We start from the raw sequence: 24,372 nt of genomic DNA on the forward strand, positions 1-24,372 counted from the left end.
TGGAGAGGAAGTTACGGGAAATTCTGAAGCTCAGGATGCCCTTCAGGGCTGGTCAAACAGTTGATAACAGGGATGGTATAAATATGGATTTAGGTTATTAATACTCTTAATAAAAACACTTTGCCTGAGAGGTTTTAAAAAAAAGCACTATTTTTGTGTTCTACTCTATTCTGTATTGTAAATCAATCAATTTGGCAGAATTAATAAGGTAAGGAGAGTATATTTTGTGTAAATCTTTAAATAATAGGCAACAAACATGAGCAAAGAGATTTCAATGAAGGCTGCGGACAACATCCGGATCCTTTCTGCGGCCATGGTCGAGAAAGCTAATTCGGGCCACCCAGGTGGAGCTATGGGCGGTGCGGATTTCGTTCATATTCTGTTTTCAGAGTTTTTGAACTATGATCCGAGTGACAGAACCTGGGTAAACAGGGATCGTTTCTTCCTTGATCCCGGTCACATGTCCCCCATGTTATATTCAATATTGGCACTTACCGGCACTTACAGCATGGAAGAGCTGAAGAACTTCCGTCAATGGGGAAGTCCCACTCCGGGTCACCCAGAAGTTGACGTAGTTCGTGGAGTTGAAAACACCTCAGGACCACTGGGACAGGGTCATGTTATGGGTGTAGGTGCAGCAATAGCTGAACGTTTCCTCGCAGCCCGCTTTGGCGAATGGTTGTCACACAAGACATATGCATTTATTTCTGACGGTGGTATTCAGGAAGAAATATCTCAGGGAGCTGGCCGTCTTGCCGGTCACCTAGGACTGAGCAACTTCATTATGTTTTATGATAGCAACGATATTCAGCTGTCAACAGAAACCAATGAAGTAACCGCAGAAGATACTGCAAAGAAATATGAATCATGGGGTTGGAATGTTATCACCATCAACGGTAATGACCATGATGAGATAAGAGCAGCTCTTAAGGCTGCCAATGCTGAAACTGAACGTCCTACCCTGATCATTGGTAAGACTATTATGGGTAAGGGTGCTGTTAAGGCAGACGGTTCTTCATTCGAACGTCAGGTAAGTACTCACGGTCAACCATTAAGCCATGCAGGTGCAGACTTCAAGGCTACTATCAAGAATCTTGGAGGCGATCCTGAAGATCCATTCGTAATCTTCCCTGAAGTTGCGGCACTATACAAAGAAGCTCATGCCAGGAAGGCTGAATATGTAGCTAAGAAGAAGAAAGAACAGGCAGAGTGGGAAGCTAAGAATCCTGAACTTGCTGTCAAGTTCAGGAAATTCATCTCATCTGAAGCTCCTGAGTTTGATTACGCAGCTATCAAGCAAAAAGCTGACAACGCAACACGTGCTGCTTCAGCAACAGTATTGGGAGAATTTGCAGGTAAGGTTGAGAACATGGTTGTAATGTCTGCTGACCTTGCCAACTCAGATAAGACTGACGGCTTCCTCAAGAAGACTACAGCATTCAAGAAAGGCGACTTCTCAGGTTCATTCCTGCAAGCTGGTGTTGCCGAACTTACAATGGCTGCTATTGCTAATGGTATGGCCCTTCACGGTGGTGTTATCCCTGTTTGCGGTACTTTCTTCGTGTTCAGCGATTATATGAAACCTGCTGTAAGACTTGCCTGTCTGATGCAGTTGCCTGTTAAGTATGTATGGACACACGATGCATTCCGTGTTGGAGAAGATGGTCCTACTCACCAGCCTGTTGAACAGGAAGCTCAAATCCGCCTGATGGAGAAGCTTAAGAATCACCATGGTGACAACGGTATGCTTGTGCTTCGTCCGGCTGATGCTGAAGAGACTACTGTAGCATGGCAGATGGCACTTGAGAATGTTAAGACTCCAACTGCCTTGATCCTGTCTCGTCAAAACATCAAGAACCTGCCCGGCAGCTCTTATGAAAATGCGCTGAAGGCTAAGAAAGGTGCTTACATTGTTGAGAAGGACGGTGGTAAGATCGACGTAGTATTGGTAGCTAACGGTTCTGAAGTTGCTACTCTTGTTGAAGGAGCCAAACTGCTTAGAGAAAAGAAAGGTCTTAAAGTTCAGGTTATCTCTGTTCCTTCAGAAGGGCTGTTCCGCAACCAGCCAAAGGCTTACCAGGATGAGGTTCTTCTTCCGGGAACTCCCAAGTTTGGTCTGACTGCAGGTCTGCCAGTAAATCTTGAAGGTCTTGTTGGAGCTGATGGAATTGTAGCTGGCCTTGATCATTTTGGATTCTCTGCACCTTATACAGTACTTGACAAGGAATTCGGATTTACTCCCGAAGCTGTATATGTAAAGGTGACAAAGATGTTAAATCTGTAATATTACCGGGTACCATAGTCGGTTCGTAAGTATAACTGCCTCAGGCGACTGCCTGAGGCAGTTTTTTTATTCTCCTACAGCACGTGGTTCTGATGTCCACTTTTTGTCACCCTGCATTTTTAGGGCCTTTCAGATGTTTACAGATATATTTGTTGGACTTCTTACCCTCTCCCTTTTTGGTTAAGTGGAGACCAGAACCCACTCAAAAAAACGGAGTGGCATCAAAGTGCTGCTGAAAAAGTAATAAAATCAACTCAAATGAAAAAGATTAAAGCAATTCTATCATTAATTGCATTGGTAGCAATTATGGCCAGCTGTTCAATTGTTACTCCTGTAAATGCCACAGGCAATACTTGTCACATTATGTGTTTTCATTTGCACAGGGTTAGGTGCAGGTGGTTCAGCCAGGTTTTACAGTGCCTTCTTTGTGGGAGAAGAGGGTATGCAGTACTTTATAAAGCCACTAATCTTTAAGAGCCAGCAAAAAGGGGAAGAAGCCCTGCCCGATTTTACCTTCAGGTATAAGAATGAAATTAAGGACTCAGCAATAGTTAACATCAGCATAGAGGGGCCTGAGCTATATAAAGAAATTGACGGGATTGCATTTTCAAATGGGGATGAGCAGTATGAGTTGAGTGAAGTAAAACTTCTCTATAATTCAGGGAGTAAGTCAGGTTATGTTTCTCGCTTTACAGCAGAATTTAAGTTTATGCCGGTTTACTTTTTCATTTTACTTAAAAAACTGATTATCTTTAATGAAATTTATTGAATTGACTAATTTTGTTAGTGCTTAATTACATAGTCACATATTTGCTATATGGAAAAATACCTGTTGAAACTGATTAAGGAAAACAACCGCATAATTATTCCCAACTTCGGTGCTTTCATAGTATCCAATGAGAAGGGCAGGAATATTTTGTTTAATAATTTTCTGAGTTTCAATGACGGCCTGCTTATCAGCCATATCTGTTCTGAAGAGGGAATAGATTCTGCAGCGGCGGCAGGAAAGGTTGAGGTCTATGTAGCCAAGATAAATGATGCTCTTAATAAGAACGGTTTTTTTGAGATTGCTGGAATAGGCAATTTTACAAAAGATGAAAGCGGATTTATCCGTTTTGAGCAGGCTGGCTCATCAGTATTGGAGGGTTCATCAGAGGAGGAGAAGGTTGCTGAGCTTGAGTCTATTGAGGATGATAATGATTTGCTCGATCTGGATGTTCCTTCTGAACCTGTTGAGGAGAAGGTCTCTTTAGTTGAGGAACCTGTTGTAGAGGAAAAGGTTATAATACCTCCTGCAGTTTCAACATCCGAAAATGAAAAAAAGGTAATTGTTGAACGTATGGCTGAGAAAAAAAATGGCTGGAGTCCTGCCGCAATTGCAGCAGTAATAATTATACTCCTGTTACTGGCCTTTGGTGCCTATCTGTTGTTCTTTACTGATGTAGTTGACAATATGAAGGAGTCATATAATGCCAGAAAGAGTAAGACTGAGCAGCCAGTCATAACAGATACAGCAATTGACAGCCTGGATGTTACTGAGGTCAATGTAACTGAAACTATTGATGAACCGGTAATTGAACCTGTGGTTCCTTCAGTTCGTCAACACTACATTATCGTTGGAAGCTACAAAAGCGAGCAGGTAGCACTTTCAAAGGTTAAGGAATTGGTTGAGCAGGGTTATAAGGATGCCTCTGTACTGCCATACAATGACAGGTTCCTTGCAAGTGTTGAGTCACACTCTTCGGTACGTGAGGCACTTCGTCGTCAGGAAGAACTACTGAGCGAGCTCAGGGCTGAAAATTGGGTGCTTTCGCTAAGTCTTAAATAATAATGTCCCCCGGGCCAGACTATCTGTTTGATCTGATACTGGGTATTCTTGCGCTTTTCTTTGCTGTCTATCTGGCAGTAATCTTTCTGTTGGCTATTATATGGCGCTTTAGGGAAAGGAGTGAACTTGCTTCCATTTCCCAAAGTACTTCTGTATCTGTTGTCGTTGCCTACCGCAACGAGATAAGTAATCTTCCCGGTTTTATTGCAGCTCTGAGTGCTCAGACTGATTTTGATGGTAACATTGAGCTGATAGCTGTCAATGATCATTCTGATGATGGTGGAGATGTTTGGATGGCTTCCCAGGTATTTGCCCGTGGTAGGATGATTCTGATAGATGCGCAAGGAAGTGGTAAGAAGGCTGCAATAAGAGAAGGCATAGAGGCTGCTTCAGGTGAATTGATAGTGAGCTGTGATGCAGATTGTGTACCAGGCCCGGAATGGATCATAACTATTGTAACAAAATACAGACAGGATGACGCTGATATGCTTGCCGGTCCGGTAAGGATGCTACCTGGAGACACCCTGATTGGGCAATATGATGCTATAGACTACTACTCACTTCAGGTGAGTTCTGCAGCAGCCATCAAGGCAGGCTTTCCGGTCTTTTGCAGTGCTGCAAATATGGCCTTCAGAAAGTCAGCCTGGGAAGAGGCTCAAGGTCTGATGGATGGACAGAACTATTTGTCGGGTGATGATGTATTCCTGCTGCATGCCTTCAAGAAACTTGGCAAACGCATAGTGTTTATTTCTGATCCCGGTGCAGTTGTAGACACATTTTCTTCCGGGTCGATAGCTACCTGTTTCAGACAGAGGGTGAGATGGGGCGGTAAGAGCCGGGGCTACAAGGACGTTGCAAGCATTATACTGGCCCTTACTGTCTTTGGTGCCAATCTTTTCCTCCTGGTATTACTGATTCCTGTCATTACAGGAAGCTTCCCCTTCTGGCTGTTGGCGTCTTCCTTTGGCATTAAGGCTGTCACTGATTACCTGCTTTTGTCGGGTGGAAAAAGGGTATTTAAAGTTACTCTTCCCTTTTACAGGTATGTGTTGATAGCCGTTATATATCCCTTTGTCCTTGTCTTAACAGCCTCAGGTGCACTCTTGCTTGCGGAGCAGTGGAAGAAAAAAGCTGTTACAAGCCAGAGCTTGTAACAGCTTAAGTTATTATAGTACTTGCCTGTCAGGGCATTTTATACATAAAGGCATTGATATTCATCCCTGCACCTACGGAAGTCATCATTACGTTGTCTCCAGATTTAAACTGATAACCCTCTAATTTCCCTTTAATAATCAGGTCATAGAGAGTCGGAACAGTAGCAACACTGCTGTTACCCAGGAATTTTATAGTCATGGGCATGATGTTAAGGTCAGCATCTTTCTCCCCATATAGTTGGAACAGACGTTTGAGTATAGCTTCGTCCATCTTGGCGTTGGCTTGGTGAATTAGTACAAGGTCCACATCTTTAAGGTCCATTCCGTTTTTGTTGAGACAGTCCTGTGCCACAAGGGGAACATTTGTAAGTGCATAATTGTACAGCTTACGACCCAGCATCTTGAGATAGGTACCTTCCAACTCAGGGTTGAATGATTTACCCATGCGAAGCAGTTCCACGTGTTCACCGGCATCTGTACGAACTGAATGTTTCAGCATTCCAACTGGCACATCGCTTTCAACAGCCTGAAGCACTGTTGCTGATGCACCATCTGCAAAAATCATTACATCCCTGTCGTGAGGATCTGCCATTCTGCTGATGGTATCAGCTCCAATAACGAGTATGTTTTTGGCATCGCCAGACTTGATGTAGTAATTGGCCTGAATCATTGCCTGAGTCCATCCTGGGCAGCCAAAAGTAATGTCGTATGCTACTGTGCCGGGGTTTTTAATCTTAAGCTTGTTCTTAACACGGGATGCCAAAGTAGGAAGCATGTCCGGAAAGTTGGAACCTGGCTTAATGTCACCAAGATTGTGAGCTACTATTATATAATCGAGGTCTTCCTTACTGATTTTTGCATCCTCAATTGCTTCTGCTGCAGCAATTGCAGCCATGTCTGAGGTCAAAATATTATCGGGTGCAACCCGCCTTTCAAAGATATCCGTAATTTGTTCGAACTTTCTTGTTATCTCTCTACCCGGGAGCTCTATTCGGGTTCCGTCTTCATTCATGAAGACATTGTTTTCGAAGTCTGCGTTTTTTACCACCACTGGTGGGATGTAGCTTCCCGAACCTTTGATTACGGCATAGATTGTTTTGTTTGAAACCATTTAGTTTAGATTTTGGTTACTCCTTGAAAAATTTCAGTTGAAACTCTGATCCATCCCACTCGCCATAGGAAAAGTTTGTTATCCAATCGCCGAGATAGATCAATTTACTATTCTGGTTTAGCTGAAAAGCTTGGGCAAGATGGCGATGACCGAATATGAAATAATCGAAGTGCTCAGTCTTGATCACTTCTTTCGCCCATGAAACAAGCCATTCATATTCTTCACCCTGAAAAACGGAACCGTCTTCGGCCATATTCTTCTCCCTGCTTTTGCGTGACAGGAATCCGGCCAGCCTGATCCCGAGATCAGGATGTACTAATCGAAACAATCGTTGAGCGAGTTTGTTGGTGAAAAGCGCTTTTATCCGGATAAATGTTTTCTCATGGGACGTAAGTCCGTCACCATGAGCCAGGAAGAAGTGCTTGCCGTCTAGGTTTATGATGAGTGGTTCACGGTATACTTTGACTCCTGTCTCAGCAGGCAGGTAGTCGAAGACCCAGATGTCATGATTGCCTGTAAAGAAGTGTACAGGTATACCACTGTCGGTAAATTCCGCTATTTTACCGAGAAGGCGTGTAAAGCCCTTTGGAACTGCCTTTTTGTATTCAAACCAAAAATCGAAAATATCTCCCATGAGATACAACTCCGAGGTTGTTGGTTTGATAGAATCCAGCCACCTTACAAAACGCCTCTCATGAGCCAGATGATTACTGATGGTTGGAGCACCCAAATGCACATCAGAGGCAAAGTATATTTTCTTTGTTTGTTCCAAATCAAGCCTTCTTAGGTAATTTGCCTTAGAGCAGCTCCCTGAGCCTTTCCTCAAGAAGAGAGCCGTACAGGTCCTTGCCTACAATATTGCCTTCCTTGTCAAGAAGGTAGTTTGCCGGGATTCTACTTACATTGTACTTCCTGGCAGCATCAGAGTTTGTATTTTTCAGTTCCGATACTGAGATCCATTGAATATCTTCCTTTACCAGGCTGTTTTCCCAAAGTACTTTACTTTGTTCCATGCTAACCTGATAGATTTCAAATCCGCGGTCTTTATATTTCTTGTAAATAGATTTCAGTCCTTTGACAGCGTTAACTGATGGTTCGTCCCATGAAGCACCGAATTGTAGCAGTACAACCTTTCCTTTGAGTGAAGAAAGGGCGATTTCTTCTCCCTTCACATTCTTTGCTTTGATATCAGGAGCACCGACAACTTCGCTCTGGCTGATCATCTCCAATAGCCTTTGGTTATTCTTCTCCCAGGCCTTGATGCCAAGTACCATGTCGTAAAGGTGCTTAGTTCTTTGAGCCTCAGGATAAATCAGGTTAAGGCTGGTGGCTACAGTAGCAAAGTACACCTGATCCTTCTTGTCGTATACGTTCATAATCAGCGATTCGTCCTTGAGGGGCAGGAAGAGGGCATAATAACTTGCAAAAGAACGGGGATTCTCCATTACAAAGGAGCCAACGCCATCCTTATAGCTGGTGATAAGTTTGTTGATCTCTTCGGTGATTGACTCAGTATTGTTGCTCTTCTCTGCATCAGTCATGTTTTCATACAACGAGATAAGGCTGTCAACCTGAGTCCTAAGAGTACGTACATTTTGGTTGAGCATCTGGATATGCTTCGAACCAATAGAATTACGAATTGTATAGGCAGTGGTGAATGAAGCTTTATCTGCTATCACTTCAATGGTTTCAGTGCTGTCTCCAAGGAGAGTGATAAACTTCCTGGGAGAAAGAGCCAGCTTCAGGAAAGTAGGCTCGGCAAGCCTGCCTAGTTTAAACTGAAAATTACCATTATTCTTTATTTTGATACTGTCAAGTAATACATCCTGATCAAGGTCTATCCTGTACAAGTATACTTGTTCGCTCTGGGCGTTTTCGATATTACCCTTGACAATAAAGTTCTCTTTGTTGGAACATCCGGCAGCAAAAACTACAGCCAGGATTAATGCTACTATTTGCTTCATTGAAGTTATTATAGTTTTGTTGATGATCATTTAGCGTTCGCAAATATAGAGTTATTTTTCAACTAATTGCCCGATCACCTGTTGCAGCCTGTCATCCCACACATTCCGTGCCGCTATAATACCCGTCTGGGTAAGAACAAAGCATGCAGGCATATTTACTATTCCTAGTTCTTCCTTTAGTTCAGGTGAAAGTCCGCCTTCCAGATTTGCGTAATAGAACTGAGGGATATCTCTTACTACTTCGGTAGAGTCGAAATTCAGGTACACTGCCTTCAATCCTCTCCACCTGTATTGTCTGAGCAGTTCGGCACACCTTGCCTGCACAGCTGCCTGTTCACTATCACCGGCATCGAAAAGGCCTATAAATACCGGGGACTCCTTCAGGTCTGAAGTTGTCAGTGTATCATTTCTATTTATAGCAAGAACTAGGTTTGGAAAACTATCTCCGGCTTTAAGCTTTTCGAACTTATTCTGCAGCGCATATAGCTTTGCTACTCCCTGCCTGTAGGTTCTTACCTCACGCAGTTCAGAGTAATTTACCAAAGCAGAGTCAACCTCAAAGTAAAGGTCTTTATAAGTCCACATGTCGAATAGAGGCCTGTTGCCTGATGTTTGCATCAGGCCAACCATCCTTACGAGGGGATGCTGACTAAGAGTAAGTACCTTCTGACGATATGAATCTGTTAGAGAATCCTGTTTATGCTTGAGGGATTTGATTTCATCCACACCTGGTTTCCACGTTGAGTCAGATGTTAAAGCAGAAATAATAGCCAGGTCATTGTGCCACTGTTTTGACACTTCCTTTAGTTCAAGAAAATCCTCATGAAGTTCAAAGCCTTCAACCCTGCTACCTTTGGGAAAGCTGAAATATTGTGCATCAATTACAATTGGTTTGCCATGTTGAAGAACAAGCAAAATCTGGTTTTCCGGATTCTTCTGAAGTATATAGAAACCAGCTTCAACAGTATCGGGAGTCCAGACAAATCTACCGTGATTATCTATCAGCAGTGTATCGATAAAGGGGTTGCCGGTGGCCGGGGCTATTGTCAAACGGTTTCCTTCGCCTCCCCATATTATTCCTGATAATGCAGGGGCATTACTCCTGTCGGAGCATGCTGTCAGGAATAATATCGACGAAATAAACAAAACGTTCCATAATTTGGCCATGGCTATACGTTTTAGAGGCTCAAATATAATGGTTTTAACAATAGTCGCATAGGGTAAACGCAACCCGGTGTTAAAATTTGCGTCTTTTAGTACAGAGGATTTGGAATCAGTAATTTTGGCGAAGAGAAAAGCCGGTTACCACGTTTGGTGACCGGCTTTTATTATTGTAAGCACCACCTAAAAATTCTTCTTAATATAGTCAGCCAGCCAGCTTCCTACTTCAGATGTTTTCTTGGGGTTGGTCTTGTCGATGTCCTCAGTTACATAGTTTTGTTCCAAGGAGGCTGCTACTGCCTTTCTAATCATTTCAGCCTCTTCCTTGAGATTGAATGCATATTCGAACATAAGGGCAGCTGAGAGAACCATTGCAATAGGGTTAGCAATATCCTTTCCGGCAGCCTGTGGATAAGAACCGTGAATTGGTTCAAATACACTTGTATGCAGACCTATAGAAGCTGATGGGAGTAAACCCAGTGATCCTGTAATCACTGAAGCTTCGTCGGTGAGGATATCACCAAACATATTCTCGGTAACCATCACGTCAAAATTTTTAGGCCACTGAATTAGCTGCATTGCAGCATTGTCAACAAACATATACTGGGTATCAACCTCAGGATATTGCTTTGCTATTTCCTGGGCGGTTTGACGCCACAGACGAGAGGTTTCAAGGACATTGGCCTTGTCCACAACAGTCAGTTTCTTATTGCGTTTCATCGCATACTCGAAACCAAGTTTGAGGATTCTTTCGATCTCTTCCCTTGTGTACACGCACGTATCGTATGCAGTGTTGCCGTTGTCGCTTCTCCCTTTATCGCCGAAGTAGATACCCCCTGTGAGTTCACGGATACAAATAAAATCTGCTCCTTCAACAAGGTCCTTTCTTAGTGGAGATTTGTGCAACAGCGAAGGGAAGGTTTCGACAGGGCGGATATTTGCATACAGGCCAAGTTGCTTACGCATTCGTAGCAGACCTTGTTCAGGTCTAACCTTTGCAGTAGGGTCATTATCAAATCTTGGATGGCCAATAGCACCGAAAAGTACTGCATCAGCCTCCATGCAAATCTTGTGGGTTGAATCGGGGTAGGGGTCACCTACAGCGTCGATTGCTGCAGCACCTGTAACAGCCTCGGTATATTTGACTTCGTGTCCTTTCTTTTCACATACTACATTAACAACTTTTATTGCCTGTTGCATTATTTCTGGGCCTATGCCGTCACCGGCAAGCACCGCAATGTTCAGTTTCATCTGCTCCTTAGGTTTTTATCGTTTAAGAATTTGGGTTTTTAAATCTCAGGTCATCACTCTCAATCATATTAAGCATTTTGAGAGTGGCTTTAATTGCAGCCTCGGTCTGGTCGGGGTCGAGACCTCTTGTTTTAAACTCAATACCCCTGTATTGCCATGTGATTACGGTTTCAACAAGAGCATCTGTTTTCCCGCCGGGAGGGATGGATACCCAATAGTCGGTAAGCATTGGGTGCTCTTTGCCAAGACGATCGTAAATTTTCCAGAGGGCTTTCATAAAGGCATCATACTGTCCGTCTCCCACTGAGGTCTCAGAATATGTATCTGATCCTATCTGTATCCTGATGCTGGCTACAGGCTTCATCTGTCTTACCAGAGTGAGGCTGTAGTTGAGCAGCTTAATCTGTTCCTCAGTATTATGATTCTTGAGTACGTCTGAGATAATATAGGGCAGGTCTTCCGTTGTAACTGTCTCCTTCTTATCTCCAAGTTCGATAACCCTCTGAGTTACCTTCTTCATATCCTCCTGGGTCAGTTCAATGCCCAACTCCTGAAGATTCCTGAGTATGTTGGCCCTGCCTGAGGTCTTACCAAGGGCATAGCGACGAACTCTTCCAAAACGTTCAGGTAGCAGAGGGTTATGGTATAGGTTGTCTTTGTTGTCACCATCAGCATGGACTCCGCTGCACTGTGTAAAGACATACTCACCGATAAGCGGCTTATTGGCTGGTACACGAATACCGCTGAAAGATTCAACCATCTTTGACACGTGGGTCAGTTTGGACTCTACAAGAGTATTTGAGAGTTTCATATGGTCGTTGATTACCCCGAGCACGCTGGCGAGGGGGGCATTACCTGCCCTTTCTCCAAGTCCGTTGACGGTAGTGTGAACTCCTTTGATCCCTGCCTTTAGTGACATAAATACATTAGCCACTGAAAGGTCATAGTCATTGTGGGCATGGAAGTCAAAATGGACGTCCGGAAAGCGGTCGGTCATGGTCTTACATGCTTCATAACACTGATCCGGATTGAGTACACCCAGGGTATCGGGAAGCATTATCCTCCTGATCTTAGCCTTACTCAGGTGATCCACCATAAAGAACACATAGTCGGGTGACGACAGCATGCCATTGGACCAGTCTTCAAGGTATACATTTACCTCTATACCCCTTTTGTTGGCCTCATTGATTACAAGCTCTATATCCTTCCAGTGTTCCTCTGGGGTCTTTCTTAGCTGGCTGGTGACATGACGCAGTGAACCTTTGGTAAGCAGGTTCAGCACCTTACCTCCGGCACTCTCTATCCAGTCGAGCGAGGTGCTGCCATCAACAAAACCGAGTATCTCGACTTTACCTAGGCAGCCGTTCTTTGCCGCCCAGTTGGTTATCCTTTTTACTGAGCGGAATTCACCTTCTGACACCCGTGCCGATGCTACTTCTATCCGGTTTACCTTCAGCTCTTCTAGCAGAAGACGGGCAATAGCCAGTTTTTCCGCCTCGCTGAATGATACGCCGGTGGTTTGTTCCCCATCTCTCAGGGTAGTGTCCATTATTTCTACGAAACCCATCAAAAACTATTTTGAGTGTTCTGCTTCAAACTCTTCGATTTTGTCCTTGATACTCAGCAGATAATCTATATCGTCATATCCGTTGATAAGGCACTTTTTCTTATATGGATTGATATCAAACTTCTCTGAAATGCCTAAGGAAGGGACAGATACAGTTTGATTTTCAAGGTCAACTTTGACAACAACCTTTGGATTGGCATCGATTGCCTCGAAGAGTTTTGCAAGAAACTCTTCGCTGATCTGAACTGGTAGTACACCATTGTTGAGTGCATTATTCTTGAAGATATCGGCAAAGAAACTTGATATCACGGCTTTGAAACCATAGCCTGCAACAGCCCAGGCTGCGTGTTCTCGGCTTGATCCGCTACCGAAGTTTTTACCAGCTACCAGTACCTCTCCCGAATATTTTGGGTTGTTGAGTACAAAGTCAGCCTTAGGATTGCCATCCTTGTCATAGCGCCAGTCGCGGAACAGGTTGTCACCAAATCCCTCGCGGGTGGTAGCTTTAAGAAAACGAGCAGGGATTATCTGGTCGGTATCTATGTTTTCTATCGGCAGTGGAACAGCCGTAGTTTCCAGTGTTACGAATTTCTCTCTTGGCATCAGTATGAAATGTTTAAGGTTGAAAGAAAAATTAAAGCATAGTGCGCGGGTCAGTTACCACCCCTGTAATTAAGGTTGCTGCAGCAGTCAGCGGACTAGCAAGCATGGTTCTGGCACCGGGCCCCTGTCTTCCTTCAAAATTTCTGTTGGATGTCGATACAGCATATTTACCCTCAGGTATTTTGTCGTCATTCATGGCAAGGCAAGCGGAACATCCGGGTTGACGCATTTTAACACCTGCAGCTTCGAGGATATCACGGATGCCTTCCTGGATTGCCTGTTGTTCAACCTGCTTACTACCGGGTACTACCCATGCAGTAACATGCTCAGCTTTTTTCTTGCCCTTGATGAAGTTGGCAAAAGCCCTGAGGTCTTCGATACGACCGTTGGTACAGCTTCCCACGAAGACGTAGTCAACTTTCTTGCCCAGCATAGGCTCTCCCGGATTGAAGTTCATATACTCCAGAGACTTGACGAAGCTTGTTTGTGAAGCTTTATCAAGGTCATCTACCTTTGGTATATGCTTGGTAATTCCGATACCCATACCAGGATTTGTTCCATATGTAATCATCGGTTCGATATCAGCTGCATCAAAGGTCAGTTCCTTATCAAACTTAGCATCAGGATCGCTGGGCAGTTTACGCCATTCTTCGACGCATCGGTCCCAGTCTTTACCCTTGGGAGCAAACTCACGACCTTTAACATATTCGATAGTGGTTTCGTCGGGGGCTATCATACCTCCGCGGGCACCCATCTCAATACTCATATTACATATAGTCATACGGCCTTCCATAGAGAGGCTGCGTATTGCAGAACCGGCAAACTCAACAAAGTATCCTGTTCCACCACCTGTGGTAAGCTTTGAGATAATGTACAGTACGATGTCTTTGGCTACAACTCCTGGTCTGAGTTGTCCTTCAATATTTATCCTCATTGTCTTTGGACGGGACTGCATCAGACACTGGGTTGCCAGTACCATTTCCACTTCGCTGGTACCTATACCGAAGGCAATGCTACCAAAGGCCCCATGAGTGGAGGTGTGACTGTCACCACATACTATTGTCATTCCCGGTTGGGTGAGACCAAGTTCGGGACCAATTACGTGAACAATACCGTTGTATGGGTGGTTCAACCCGTACAGAGGTACGTTGTATTCAGCGCAGTTTTCCTTTAGTTTGTTAACCTGGAAACGGCTGAGTTCATCCTGAATAGGCAGGTGTTGATCAAGAGTCGGGATATTGTGGTCAGCTGTTGCAACCGTCCTGTCGGGACGGCGCACCTTTATCCCTCTTGCTTTTAAACCTGCGAACGCCTGAGGACTAGTTACCTCATGTATCATGTGGCGATCGATGTAAAGTACGCTGGGACCTCCTTCAATGTTATCCACTACGTGTTTTTCCCAGATTTTGTCGAAAAGTGTTTTTCCAGCCAAGGTGCTTAAGTTTTAGTGGTTACTATTTTACTTTATTTTTTACTAACGAATTTTCCCCAGTGCATCGAGGAATGCTTCAACAGAAGCAGTTACAATGTCGGTGTTGGCTGCAAATCCGTAATAGGTGTCACCCTTGTGTTCGATACGGACATGAACCTTACCAAGGTCGTCGCTACCGCGGGTAATGGCCTGAATAAGGAACTCCTCAAGGCGTACCCTGCGTTTTACAAGTGCTTTGACTGCTGTAAAGGCTGCGTCAATAGGACCGTTGCCAGAAGCAGTTTCGGTGAATACATCACCATTGAATGAGACCTGAACAGTTGCAGTTGGTATTGTTGATTTACCACAAACAACTTGCAGAGAAACAAGCTCAAGCGGTTTTGGCTCATCATTTTTGTTACGACCTACAAGTACTTCCAGGTCTTCATCTGAAATATCTTTTTTCCTGTCAGCAAGTTCCAGGAACTTATTATAGACTGCGTCAAGATCACGAGGTTCAAGCTCATAGCCAAGAACACTGAGCCTGTGTTTGAGTGCTGCTCGTCCACTACGGGCAGTAAGCACTATAGAGGATTCCTTGACTCCGACTTCTACAGGGTCGATAATCTCGTAGTTCTCACGGTTCTTTAATACTCCGTCCTGATGGATACCCGAGGAGTGAGCAAAGGCATTGCGTCCTACTATGGCTTTGTTGGGCTGGACCGGCATCCGCATCAGTGTAGATACAAGATTGCTGGTCTTCATGATCTGGGTGGTATCGATACCTGTTTCATAGCCCAGGTATTTATGGCATTTGAGGGTCATTACAACTTCCTCGAGAGAGGTGTTACCGGCCCTTTCACCGATACCGTTCATGGTGACCTCTACCTGACGGGCGCCGTTCAGGATACCTGCCATGGTGTTGGCTGTAGCCATACCAAGGTCATTGTGGCAGTGGGTAGAAATAATGGCCTTGTCGATGTTGGGTACATTGTTGACCAGGTAGGCAATCTTTGTTCCGTAATCCTGAGCCAGACAGTAACCAGTGGTATCAGGAATATTGACAACAGTTGCACCTGCATTGATAACTGCTTCGATTACACGGGCCAGGTATTCATTGTCAGAACGACCTGCGTCTTCTGCATAAAACTCAACATCATCAACAAACTTCCGGGCATATTTGACTGCTTCAACAGCCCTTTCGATTATCTCTTCAGGGTTTGAATTCAGCTTATTATAGATGTGATAGCTTGAAGTTCCTATTCCTGTATGAATTCGTCCTCTTTTTGCATGCTTCAGTGCGTCGGCAGCTACCTCAATGTCTTTTTTTACTGCACGGGTCAGGGCGCAGATAGTAGGATTGGAGACAGCCTTGGAGATCTCCACCACCGAATTGAAGTCACCGGGACTGGAGACCGGGAAACCGGCTTCTATGACATCCACGCCTAGTTTTTCAAGTTGTCTGGCTACTTCTATTTTCTCAATTGTATTCAACTGGCAGCCGGGCACTTGTTCGCCGTCTCTGAGTGTAGTATCGAAAATATATATTCTGGTACTCATTTCTCTGAATTTTGGTCCGGTGATATCCGGGGTTTGTTTTGATAATCAGGGCAGCTCTCCCGAGAGGGAGAGCTGATCTGATATAGGTAAGATTAGCTTAATTGTTTTCGGGGCGCAGTTTTCTAACTACAGCACCGGCCTGCCACATTTCCGATTCGCGCAGTTCTTTCAGTTCTTGTTCAAGTTTTGCACGGTAGTCGGGTTGGCTGTTGGAATCAATTGAACGTTGTGCTTCGTTTCCTTTTTCAACTTCTTCATAAAGTTCATTGAATACGGGAAGGGTAGCATCGCGGAATTTCTTCCACCAGTCAAGAGCACCGCGTTGAGCAGTAGTAGAGCAGTTTGCATACATCCAGTCCATACCGTTTTCAGCTACTAAAGGCATAAGACTTTGAGTCAGCTCTTCTACTGTTTCGTTGAAGGCTTCAGATGGAGTATGTCCTTTTTTGCGAAGTACTTCATATTGAGCAGCAAAGATCCCCTGTATTGCACCCATCAGGGTTCCGCGTTCACCAGTTAGGTCGCTGTACACTTCGCGTTGGAAGGTAGTTTCAAAAAGGTAACCGCTACCTACACCAATACCGAGGGCAACAACTCTTTCCTTAGCTTTTCCTGTGGCGTCCTGGAAGATAGCATAGCTTGAGTTGAGGCCTCTACCCTGGAGGAACATACGTCGTAGGCTTGTTCCTGAACCTTTTGGAGCAATAAGGATTACATCCACACCAGCGGGAGGAATTATTCCTGTACGTTCTTTATATGTAATACCGAATCCGTGTGAAAAGTAAAGTGCTTTACCTGGGGTTAGGTACTTCTTAACTGTTGGCCAAACACTGATCTGACCTGCATCAGAAAGAAGGTATTGAATGATGGTTCCTTTTTCCAGAGCTTCTTCAATAGGGAAAAGGGTTTTGCCAGGTACCCAGCCGTCTGCAACGGCCTTGTCCCAGGTCTTGGAATCTTTACGTTGACCAACGATAACATTGAATCCATTGTCTTTCAGGTTTAGTGCCTGGCCGGGCCCCTGAACTCCATAACCGATTACGGCGATTACTTCGTCTTTAAGCACCTGACGTGCTTTTTCCAATGGGAATTCTTCTCTTGTAACAACATTCTCTTCGGTTCCTCCGAAATTGATTTTAGCCATAGTAATTGAGTATTAGATAATGATATGGTTGTACTTAGTTAGCTGATAATCCTTTTTGTTTTTGTTCTATAGTCTTCAGGTAGTTGTCAAGGAACTCATTCTTTGATTTGGTAACAGCAATACGTCCTGAGCGGGTAAATTGCAGAACTCCATATTTGTCCATTTTATCAAATAGTTCCTGAGTCTCATTCTGGTGACCGGTCTTTTCAATTACCGTATATTCCTCGGTTACTTCCAGAATACGGGCACCATATTTTCTCACCAGACTTTCAATCTCATTGCCGCTAAGCAAGGCTTTGGTGGGCACCTTATAGAGGGCTACTTCCTGATGAATTATTTCATCTTCGGTCAACACAAAGGCTTTAATGACATCTATCCTTTTCTCGATCTGGTTTCTGACAATTTCTATCTCGTCATGCGTTGCAAAAACTACGATAGTAAACTTGTGCACACCCGGTACTGCTGACATAGATGTTGTCAAACTTTCGATGTTGAGATTACGTCGGGTAAACACATTCGTGATCTGAGTAAGGACCCCAACCTGGTTTTCCGAAAAGACTGTTATTGTGAATTCCTGTTTCATGCGCATAGTTGTGAGCGTTAATACTTTAATAGACTACTACTCCAATCGGATGTCCGACACAGAAGCTCCGGAAGGTACCATTGGGAATACATTACCTTCTTGCTCAACCACAACTTCTAACAGAAATGCTCCGTCATGGTTCACCATTTGTTTGATAGCATCATCCAGGTCTTCCCGTTTTGTGACCTTGACTGTTTCGATGCTGTATGCCTTTGCCAAGGTCTGGAAGTCCGGATTTATAAGTTCGGTAAACGAATAACGACTGTCGAAGAACAATTCCTGCCACTGACGTACCATGCCAAGGAAATTATTGTTGAGGAGAACTATCTTGACAGGTATCTTGGTCTGATGAATAGTTCCCAGTTCCTGGACGGTCATCTGGAATCCACCGTCACCAACGAAAAGTACCACTTCCCTGTCGGGCGCACCCAGTTTGGCTCCCATTGCTGCCGGCAGACCGAAGCCCATGGTTCCAAGTCCACCTGATGTTACAACGCTCCTAGTCTGTTTGAACTTGAAATATCGGCTTGCCATCATCTGGTGCTGGCCAACGTCGGTAACGATAACTGCATCATGGTTACATGCCTCTGAAACCTTGTTAACTACTTCACCCATAGTCAGACCCTCTTTGGCGGGATTTAGCTGACTCTTAATGATTCTGTCGTATTCAATCCTGTAGCAGGCCCTGAATTCTTCAACCCATTCCGGGAAGGAGTTGGGACTAACAGAAGCAGTCAATAGCGGCAGGGTATCCTTGACGTTTCCAATTACCGGAGCGTCGGCATGAACGTTCTTATTTATCTCTGCCTCATCTATTTCAAGGTGGATTACCTTGGCATTTTTGGCATAGGATTTCAAATCACCGGTAACTCTGTCGTCAAACCTCATACCTATTGCTATGATAAGGTCAGCCTCATTAGTCTTGATATTTGGACCGTAATTACCATGCATACCTAGCATACCCACATTAAGCGGGTGATCGGAAGGCAGGGCTGAAAGACCCAAAAGGGTCCATGCTGCGGGAATACCTGTTTTTTCGAGAAATTCCCTTAGTTCCTGTTCTGCATTACCCAGGATAATACCCTGACCGATAAGGGCCAATGGTTTTTTGGACAGATTGATAAGCCTTGCAGCTTCCTTGATCTGATCCAGATTGACATCTGGCACCGGAGTGTATGAGCGTATATAATGTATTGGATTATATACATAGTCAAGGCTGGCAAATTGAGCATCCTTGGTTATGTCAATCAGCACTGGTCCCGGACGGCCACTGCGTGCAATATAGAATGCTCTGGCAATGGCATAGGGTATATCTTCAGCCTTTTTCACCTGATAATTCCATTTTGTGATTGGAAGAGTGACACCAACCACGTCAGTTTCCTGAAAGGCATCTGTACCAAGCAGGCCGGAGGCTACCTGACCGCTGATTACAACAAGCGGAGTTGAGTCTATCATAGCATCAGCAATACCGGTAACTGCATTTGTTGCGCCTGGTCCGGATGTCACAATTGCCACACCCACCTTACCTGTTACACGAGCATAGCCCTGAGCTGCATGAATCGCACCTTGTTCATGTCTTACCAATACGTGGTGCAACTCCTTTTGAACCTTGTACAGAGCATCATAAACCGGCATGATTGCTCCTCCTGGATAGCCGAAGATGAGGTCAACGCCCTCATTCAGTAGCGATCTTACAACGGCTTCCGATCCCGTAATTCTAACTGGTGTCTGGATGTCTTTCTTGATCGCTGTTTTGGATAGTGTGTCCATAGCATATTGCTTAAAGGTGGTTGTACTTGCTAATTATTATACTTCATCAGGGAGGATTCTTACTGCGCCGCGATCGGCTGAAGTCACCATACCTGCATATGCCCTAAGTGCTTTGGAAATAACACGATTTCTCTGTTTTGGTTTGAAAGCGTCCTTACCTTTTGCACTTTCTCTTGCCAAACGGTTCTGTAATTCCTCGTCACTTATCAGGATGTTCATGCTCCTATTGGGGATGTCAATATCAATGATATCGCCATCCTCAACTAATGCAATGGGACCTCCTGAAGCTGCTTCAGGAGATACGTGCCCTATTGAGAGTCCGGAAGTTCCCCCAGAAAACCTTCCGTCAGTAATCAGGGCGCATTTTTTGCCAAGGTTACGTGATTTCAGGTAAGAGGTAGGATAGAGCATCTCCTGCATTCCCGGTCCTCCTTTGGGTCCTTCATATCTGATTATTACTACATCTCCTTCAGCTATTCTGCCTGAAAGGATTGCATCACAGGCCTCATCCTGTGATTCGCAAACTCTTGCAGGTCCCCTGAAGTGGAATATTGATGGATCAACACCTGCAGTTTTTACAATTGATCCGGCAGGTGCTAGGTTGCCATATAAGACGGCAAGTCCGCCATCTTTGAAATATGCATGCTCTATATCCCTGATACAGCCTTTTTGCCTGTCTAGGTCAAGGTTGCTATATTTTGCTTTCTGAGATCCGAGTTGCAGGTTGAAGAATCCGCCCGGAGCACTGCTGTATACCTCAAGAGCTTTTTCAGAGATATTTCTCTTTGTAATATCGTATTCAGCTATAGCATCTGCAAGTGTAGGATAGTCGAGACGTCTCACTGAAGTATCTATCAGACCTCCACGGGCAAGTTCCGCAAGAATATTTAGGATACCTCCTGCGCGGTTCACATCTTCGATGTGATATTGCTCATGATTAGGAGCTACTTTACAAAGTACCGGTATTTTGCGGGACAACTGATCTATATCTTTCAATGTGAAGTCAACACCGGCCTCGTGGGCTATAGCCAACAGGTGAAGTACGGTGTTGGTTGAGCCTCCCATAGCAATATCCAGGGTCATCGCATTCATAAATGCGCTGCGGGTAGCAATATTGCGAGGAAGGACAGAGGTGTCTCCGTCACCATAATACCTATATGCAAGTTTTACTATTTGATTTGCAGCCTGTTTGAAGAGTCCTTTGCGGTTTACGTGAGTCGCAACGATGGTTCCATTGCCTGGCAGTGCCAAACCGATGGCTTCATTAAGACAGTTCATCGAGTTGGCGGTAAACATACCCGAACATGAACCGCAGGTAGGACATGCATTCTGTTCAATTGCAAGGACTTCATCATCTGATATACCATCATCTGCAGCAGCTACCATTGAGTCGACAAGGTCGAGTGAACGTCCATTGCTTTTGCCGGCTTCCATAGGACCGCCGGATACAAAAATGGTAGGAATATTAATCCGCATTGCAGCCATCAGCATACCTGGAGTGATCTTATCGCAGTTGCTAATGCATATCATTGCATCGGCCTGGTGGGCATTAACCATGTATTCAACGCTGTCCGCTATTATATCACGGGATGGCAGTGAATACAACATACCATCGTGGCCCATTGCAATACCGTCATCCACTGCAATTGTATTAAACTCTGCTGCGAAGCAACCCTGTTTCTCAATTAATTGCTTAATTTCCTGGCCAATGTTGTGTAGGTGTGCGTGCCCGGGAACAAATTGTGTGAAAGAGTTGACTATTGCAATCAGGGGCTTACCCATCTGTTCGTCTTTCATGCCATTGGCACGCCACAGGCTCCTGGCACCGGCCATTCTGCGTCCCTGTGTTGTGGTATTACTTCTTAATGCTATCTTCATTACAAAAGTGCCTTTTATTATATATAATGTCTTTATAACAGAAACCCCTCTCACCAACAAGTGAGAGGGGTCTTTTAAGTTCTTTATTTATTATAACTTTTTACATACCAATCTCACTTCTCTAGTGACTAAGGTTCACGAGAATAATGACCACGAGAATGAGAATTAGAGATGCAAAATTAGTCATGTCAGTTTCCTTGGTTATTTTCGTTTGGTAACAGTGCAAATTTATGAATTTTGTCATTATTGCAAACAATTATCACAAAAAACTTCGCTTAAAACTAACATTTTTCTAAAAATGAGGCTTTCAAGCAGCGAATTACTAAATAAAAAGCATAAATATTCAAATATTCCGCTGAGTATTCATATTTTTTCATCCTTATCTGACAAATATTCTATTATATCAATATGGATTTTCATCCGTCTTCCGGCATCTTTGCCTTAACTTAGAATATTTTAACAATTTATTTGCTTCCGGGCTACTTGGTGATAATCAATATACTTTATTTTTACCCGGACTAATTAATAAGGTGAACTATTATGGGGCAATAGATAACCTTAAAACAAAGTTGTATGCAGGAAATTATTGAAAGAGTATGGGAAGACAGAAGTCTTCTGTCACGTTCTGAAAGTCGTGAAGCTATCAGGGAGGTAATAGAATTACTTGATAAGGGTAAACTCAGGGTTGCTGAGCCCCTTGCTGAAGGCTGGAAGGTCAATGAATGGATCAAGAAGGCCGTGATTCTGTACTTTCCTATGCAGGAAATGCAAACAATAGAGATTGGCCCTTTTGAGTTTCATGACAAGATGGCTTTAAAGCGTAATTATAAGGAGTTGGGTGTTAGGGTTGTTCCTCATGCTGTAGCCCGTTATGGAGCCTATGTGGCAAGGGGTGTAGTCTTAATGCCTTCCTATCTGAATATCGGAGCCTATGTGGATGAGGGTACCATGGTAGATACATGGGCCACAGTGGGCAGTTGCGCCCAGGTTGGCAAGCATGTTCATCTTAGCGGGGGAGTAGGACTTGGTGGTGTGCTTGAACCAGTTCAGGCTTCGCCTGTTATTGTAGAGGATGGTGCTTTTATAGGTTCCCGTTGCATTATAGTAGAAGGTTGCCGCATTGGCAAGGAAGCAGTTCTGGGCGCCAATGTAGTACTTACAGGATCCACAAAGATTATTGATGTAAGCGGTAGTGAACCGATAGAATACAAGGGTTTTGTGCCACCTCGCTCAGTGGTAATACCAGGAACCTATACTAAGAAGTTCCCCGCAGGTGAATATCAGGTTCCTGCTGCGTTAATAATAGGACAAAGAAAAGAATCAACTGACCTGAAGACTTCACTCAATCATGCTTTGAGGGATTTTGGGGTGGCAGTGTGAGATAAGAGGAGCATGTTTAATTTTTAATTTTCGTAATGGTACTTGAAGATTTTTACCACGTCACAGGGATACAGATCAGATTTAACGATGCTGACGGCTTTGGACATGTAAACAACACAATTATTCAGGAATATTTTGATATCGGTCGAGTGCACTATTTGAAGGATGCACTTGGCGGGGACAAGTTGTGGAAAGATGGTCGTCACCTTCTGATCGTATCCAACAAGACAGATTTTTACAAGCAAACTATGCCTGATGACTCAATTCATGTCTATACCATGGTTTCCAAGATAGGCACCAAGAGCATCAGTATGGTACAATGGCTTGTAAGAGATGGAGAGACCCAGCCTACGGCTACTTGTGAATCGGTAATGGCCGGTTTTAACAAGGAAACACAGACAGGGATGGTGATACCTGAGGACTGGCGTGAAGCCTTCAACAGGATGGAGAAGGGGCGCCTCAGTCAGTATTTAATTCGATAAGTCCCTCGGGAGCATCGATCTTCATGATTTGTTTTTCAAGGTCGATGTTGGAGATCAGATCTTTGTGAACAGGAAGCATGACTTCCGAACCATTATGATCAATGTAGGCAATGGGGTTATTGCTGATTTCCTCAATGCCAGTAACGATTCCGATAAAACCCGCAGTGCGGTCATATACCGATAGGCCGATTAGGTCAGCTAGCGAAAAATCCCCTTCATCGGGAGCCTCGCCAAGTTGTTCGGGATCAATAAAAACATCGGAGCCCTGCAAACGACGGGCTTTTTCTTCCGAATCTATTGTATCGAGCAGGAGCAGTAGCTCCTGCTCGTTTTTATATCTGAGAGAATAGACTTCTAAAGGGATCAGACCTCCCATAAGATCAATGAAAATATAGTCAGGATCCGGCTCATAGCCTGTCAATGCAGGTTGAAGCCTGAGCAATACCTCTCCACCAACGCCATGTGGCCTGGCTAAGGTACCGATATTAACAAGGTCTGATTTGTCGATCATAAAATCAAAAGTAATAAAAAAAGCCTATCTGAAATACAGATAGGCTCTTTATGGAAGAAATTGAGACTGAATTATTCAGCCTGAGGTTCTTCTGATGCGGGGCTTTCAGCAGGAGCTTCAGTAGCTTCTTCAGAAGCAGCCTCTTCGGCAACTTCAGCAGCTTGTTCTGCTTTTTTCTTAGCGATCTTTTCAGCTCTTGCTGCGTTGACCTTAGCTTCCTGTGCTAGCTTTTCTTTTTCAGCTTGCGACTTTTTGCTGTCTAGCTGTTCTTTCTTTGCCTGAGCCTTTGCAGCCTTTTCGTCCAACCAAAGTTGGAAGCGACGTTCTGCTTCAGCTTCGTCAAATGCACCTTTCTTTACTCCTTCAAGCAGGTGTTTTTTCATCAAGACACCTTTTGCGCTGAGAAGTGAGCGGGCAGTATCTGTAGGTTGAGCACCATTGTTTATCCACTTCAAGGCCTTATCGATATCGACTTCGATAGTAGCAGGATTAGTGTTAGGATTGTAAGAACCTATCCTTTCAATATACCTGCCATCCCGTGGCGCCCTGCTATCTGCTACCACTATGTGGTAGAAAGCATAACCTTTACGTCCGCGTCTTGTTAATCTAATTTTTACAGACATGTTTTAATAATTACAATTATACAACCTACGTTTTAAGCGTGCGCAAATATAGGCTCTTTAATTTTAATATGAAATGATTTACCCAAAAAAGTAAAGGCCCTCATCTA

The 24,372-nt window shown here is 44.2% G+C and carries 21 protein-coding genes; 6 read left to right on the plus strand and 15 right to left on the minus strand.

Annotated features, from left to right (window positions below):
- The first annotated feature begins 256 nt into the window (after nucleotides 1-256).
- The 4 genes from M9189_RS00905 to M9189_RS00920 all read left to right on the plus strand — a co-directional run bounded on the left by M9189_RS00905 (nucleotide 257) and on the right by M9189_RS00920 (nucleotide 5,266).
- On the plus strand, nucleotides 257-2,284 hold the full coding sequence (locus M9189_RS00905) for a transketolase family protein (protein WP_250724028.1): 2,028 nt from the start codon (nucleotides 257-259) through the stop codon (nucleotides 2,282-2,284).
- Nucleotides 2,285-2,621: 337 nt separating this feature from the next.
- Entirely contained in the window at nucleotides 2,622-3,053 is a 432-nt protein-coding gene (locus M9189_RS00910) for a hypothetical protein (protein WP_250724029.1), read from the plus strand.
- A gap of 48 nt (nucleotides 3,054-3,101) precedes the next feature.
- Nucleotides 3,102-4,112, plus strand: coding sequence for a hypothetical protein (locus tag M9189_RS00915; protein ID WP_250724030.1), 1,011 nt, complete (start codon nucleotides 3,102-3,104; stop codon nucleotides 4,110-4,112).
- A gap of 2 nt (nucleotides 4,113-4,114) precedes the next feature.
- Nucleotides 4,115-5,266, plus strand: a complete 1,152-nt coding sequence (locus tag M9189_RS00920; protein WP_250724031.1) for a glycosyltransferase — start codon at nucleotides 4,115-4,117, stop codon at nucleotides 5,264-5,266.
- A gap of 28 nt (nucleotides 5,267-5,294) precedes the next feature.
- Here the strand turns inward: M9189_RS00920 and M9189_RS00925 are convergent, their stop codons facing one another.
- From M9189_RS00925 to ilvD, 13 genes are all read right to left on the minus strand, one after another.
- Nucleotides 5,295-6,377 (minus strand): 3-oxoacyl-ACP synthase III family protein, encoded by a 1,083-nt coding sequence (locus M9189_RS00925; RefSeq protein ID WP_250724032.1) that lies wholly within the window; start codon nucleotides 6,375-6,377, stop codon nucleotides 5,295-5,297.
- A 16-nt stretch (nucleotides 6,378-6,393) separates the two neighbouring features.
- Complete coding sequence (locus tag M9189_RS00930) at nucleotides 6,394-7,149, minus strand: UDP-2,3-diacylglucosamine diphosphatase (RefSeq protein WP_250724033.1); 756 nt, start codon at nucleotides 7,147-7,149, stop codon at nucleotides 6,394-6,396.
- 25 nt (nucleotides 7,150-7,174) lie between these two features.
- Entirely contained in the window at nucleotides 7,175-8,341 is a 1,167-nt protein-coding gene (locus M9189_RS00935; RefSeq protein ID WP_250724034.1) for a TlpA disulfide reductase family protein, read from the minus strand.
- Nucleotides 8,342-8,392: 51 nt separating this feature from the next.
- A complete protein-coding gene (locus tag M9189_RS00940) occupies nucleotides 8,393-9,508 on the minus strand; it encodes a hypothetical protein (protein WP_250724035.1) in 1,116 nt (371 codons plus the stop codon).
- Nucleotides 9,509-9,685: 177 nt separating this feature from the next.
- The gene (gene leuB / locus M9189_RS00945; protein ID WP_250724036.1) at nucleotides 9,686-10,753 is read right to left on the minus strand and encodes a 3-isopropylmalate dehydrogenase; all 1,068 of its coding nucleotides are present in this window, start codon (nucleotides 10,751-10,753) and stop codon (nucleotides 9,686-9,688) included.
- Between the two features lie 22 nt (nucleotides 10,754-10,775).
- Nucleotides 10,776-12,320, minus strand: a complete 1,545-nt coding sequence (locus M9189_RS00950; protein WP_250724037.1) for an alpha-isopropylmalate synthase regulatory domain-containing protein — start codon at nucleotides 12,318-12,320, stop codon at nucleotides 10,776-10,778.
- A 6-nt stretch (nucleotides 12,321-12,326) separates the two neighbouring features.
- Nucleotides 12,327-12,923, minus strand: coding sequence for a 3-isopropylmalate dehydratase small subunit (gene leuD / locus M9189_RS00955; protein ID WP_250724038.1), 597 nt, complete (start codon nucleotides 12,921-12,923; stop codon nucleotides 12,327-12,329).
- Between the two features lie 31 nt (nucleotides 12,924-12,954).
- Nucleotides 12,955-14,355 carry a 3-isopropylmalate dehydratase large subunit gene (leuC, locus tag M9189_RS00960; RefSeq protein WP_250724039.1) on the minus strand — a complete coding sequence of 467 codons (1,401 nt, stop codon included), beginning with the start codon at nucleotides 14,353-14,355 and terminating at the stop codon, nucleotides 12,955-12,957.
- Nucleotides 14,356-14,397: 42 nt separating this feature from the next.
- Complete coding sequence (locus M9189_RS00965) at nucleotides 14,398-15,894, minus strand: 2-isopropylmalate synthase (RefSeq protein WP_250724040.1); 1,497 nt, start codon at nucleotides 15,892-15,894, stop codon at nucleotides 14,398-14,400.
- Nucleotides 15,895-15,991: 97 nt separating this feature from the next.
- Nucleotides 15,992-17,038: a ketol-acid reductoisomerase gene (ilvC, locus tag M9189_RS00970; protein WP_250724041.1), complete on the minus strand. Its 1,047-nt coding sequence runs from the start codon at nucleotides 17,036-17,038 to the stop codon at nucleotides 15,992-15,994.
- 34 nt (nucleotides 17,039-17,072) lie between these two features.
- Nucleotides 17,073-17,621 carry an acetolactate synthase small subunit gene (ilvN, locus tag M9189_RS00975; RefSeq protein ID WP_250724042.1) on the minus strand — a complete coding sequence of 183 codons (549 nt, stop codon included), beginning with the start codon at nucleotides 17,619-17,621 and terminating at the stop codon, nucleotides 17,073-17,075.
- A gap of 36 nt (nucleotides 17,622-17,657) precedes the next feature.
- The gene (gene ilvB / locus M9189_RS00980) at nucleotides 17,658-19,391 is read right to left on the minus strand and encodes a biosynthetic-type acetolactate synthase large subunit (protein WP_250724043.1); all 1,734 of its coding nucleotides are present in this window, start codon (nucleotides 19,389-19,391) and stop codon (nucleotides 17,658-17,660) included.
- A gap of 36 nt (nucleotides 19,392-19,427) precedes the next feature.
- A complete protein-coding gene (gene ilvD, locus M9189_RS00985) occupies nucleotides 19,428-21,269 on the minus strand; it encodes a dihydroxy-acid dehydratase (RefSeq protein ID WP_250724044.1) in 1,842 nt (613 codons plus the stop codon).
- Nucleotides 21,270-21,842: 573 nt separating this feature from the next.
- On the opposite strand from ilvD, the gene M9189_RS00990 reads away from it, so the two are divergent.
- Together M9189_RS00990 and M9189_RS00995 are read left to right on the plus strand one after the other, a co-directional pair.
- Nucleotides 21,843-22,649 (plus strand): 2,3,4,5-tetrahydropyridine-2,6-dicarboxylate N-succinyltransferase, encoded by an 807-nt coding sequence (locus M9189_RS00990; RefSeq protein WP_250724045.1) that lies wholly within the window; start codon nucleotides 21,843-21,845, stop codon nucleotides 22,647-22,649.
- A 35-nt stretch (nucleotides 22,650-22,684) separates the two neighbouring features.
- Complete coding sequence (locus tag M9189_RS00995) at nucleotides 22,685-23,131, plus strand: acyl-CoA thioesterase (protein WP_250724046.1); 447 nt, start codon at nucleotides 22,685-22,687, stop codon at nucleotides 23,129-23,131.
- Here M9189_RS00995 and rimM read toward each other — a convergent pair.
- Nucleotides 23,109-23,642, minus strand: a complete 534-nt coding sequence (gene rimM, locus M9189_RS01000; RefSeq protein WP_250724047.1) for a ribosome maturation factor RimM — start codon at nucleotides 23,640-23,642, stop codon at nucleotides 23,109-23,111. The genes M9189_RS00995 and rimM overlap by 23 nt on opposite strands.
- A 71-nt stretch (nucleotides 23,643-23,713) precedes the next feature.
- Nucleotides 23,714-24,265, minus strand: a complete 552-nt coding sequence (locus M9189_RS01005; protein ID WP_250724048.1) for a 30S ribosomal protein S16 — start codon at nucleotides 24,263-24,265, stop codon at nucleotides 23,714-23,716.
- Nucleotides 24,266-24,372 lie beyond the last annotated feature (107 nt).

It is taken from the genome of Xiashengella succiniciproducens (genome assembly GCF_023674465.1).
GTDB lineage: Bacteria > Bacteroidota > Bacteroidia > Bacteroidales > Marinilabiliaceae > Geofilum > Geofilum succiniciproducens.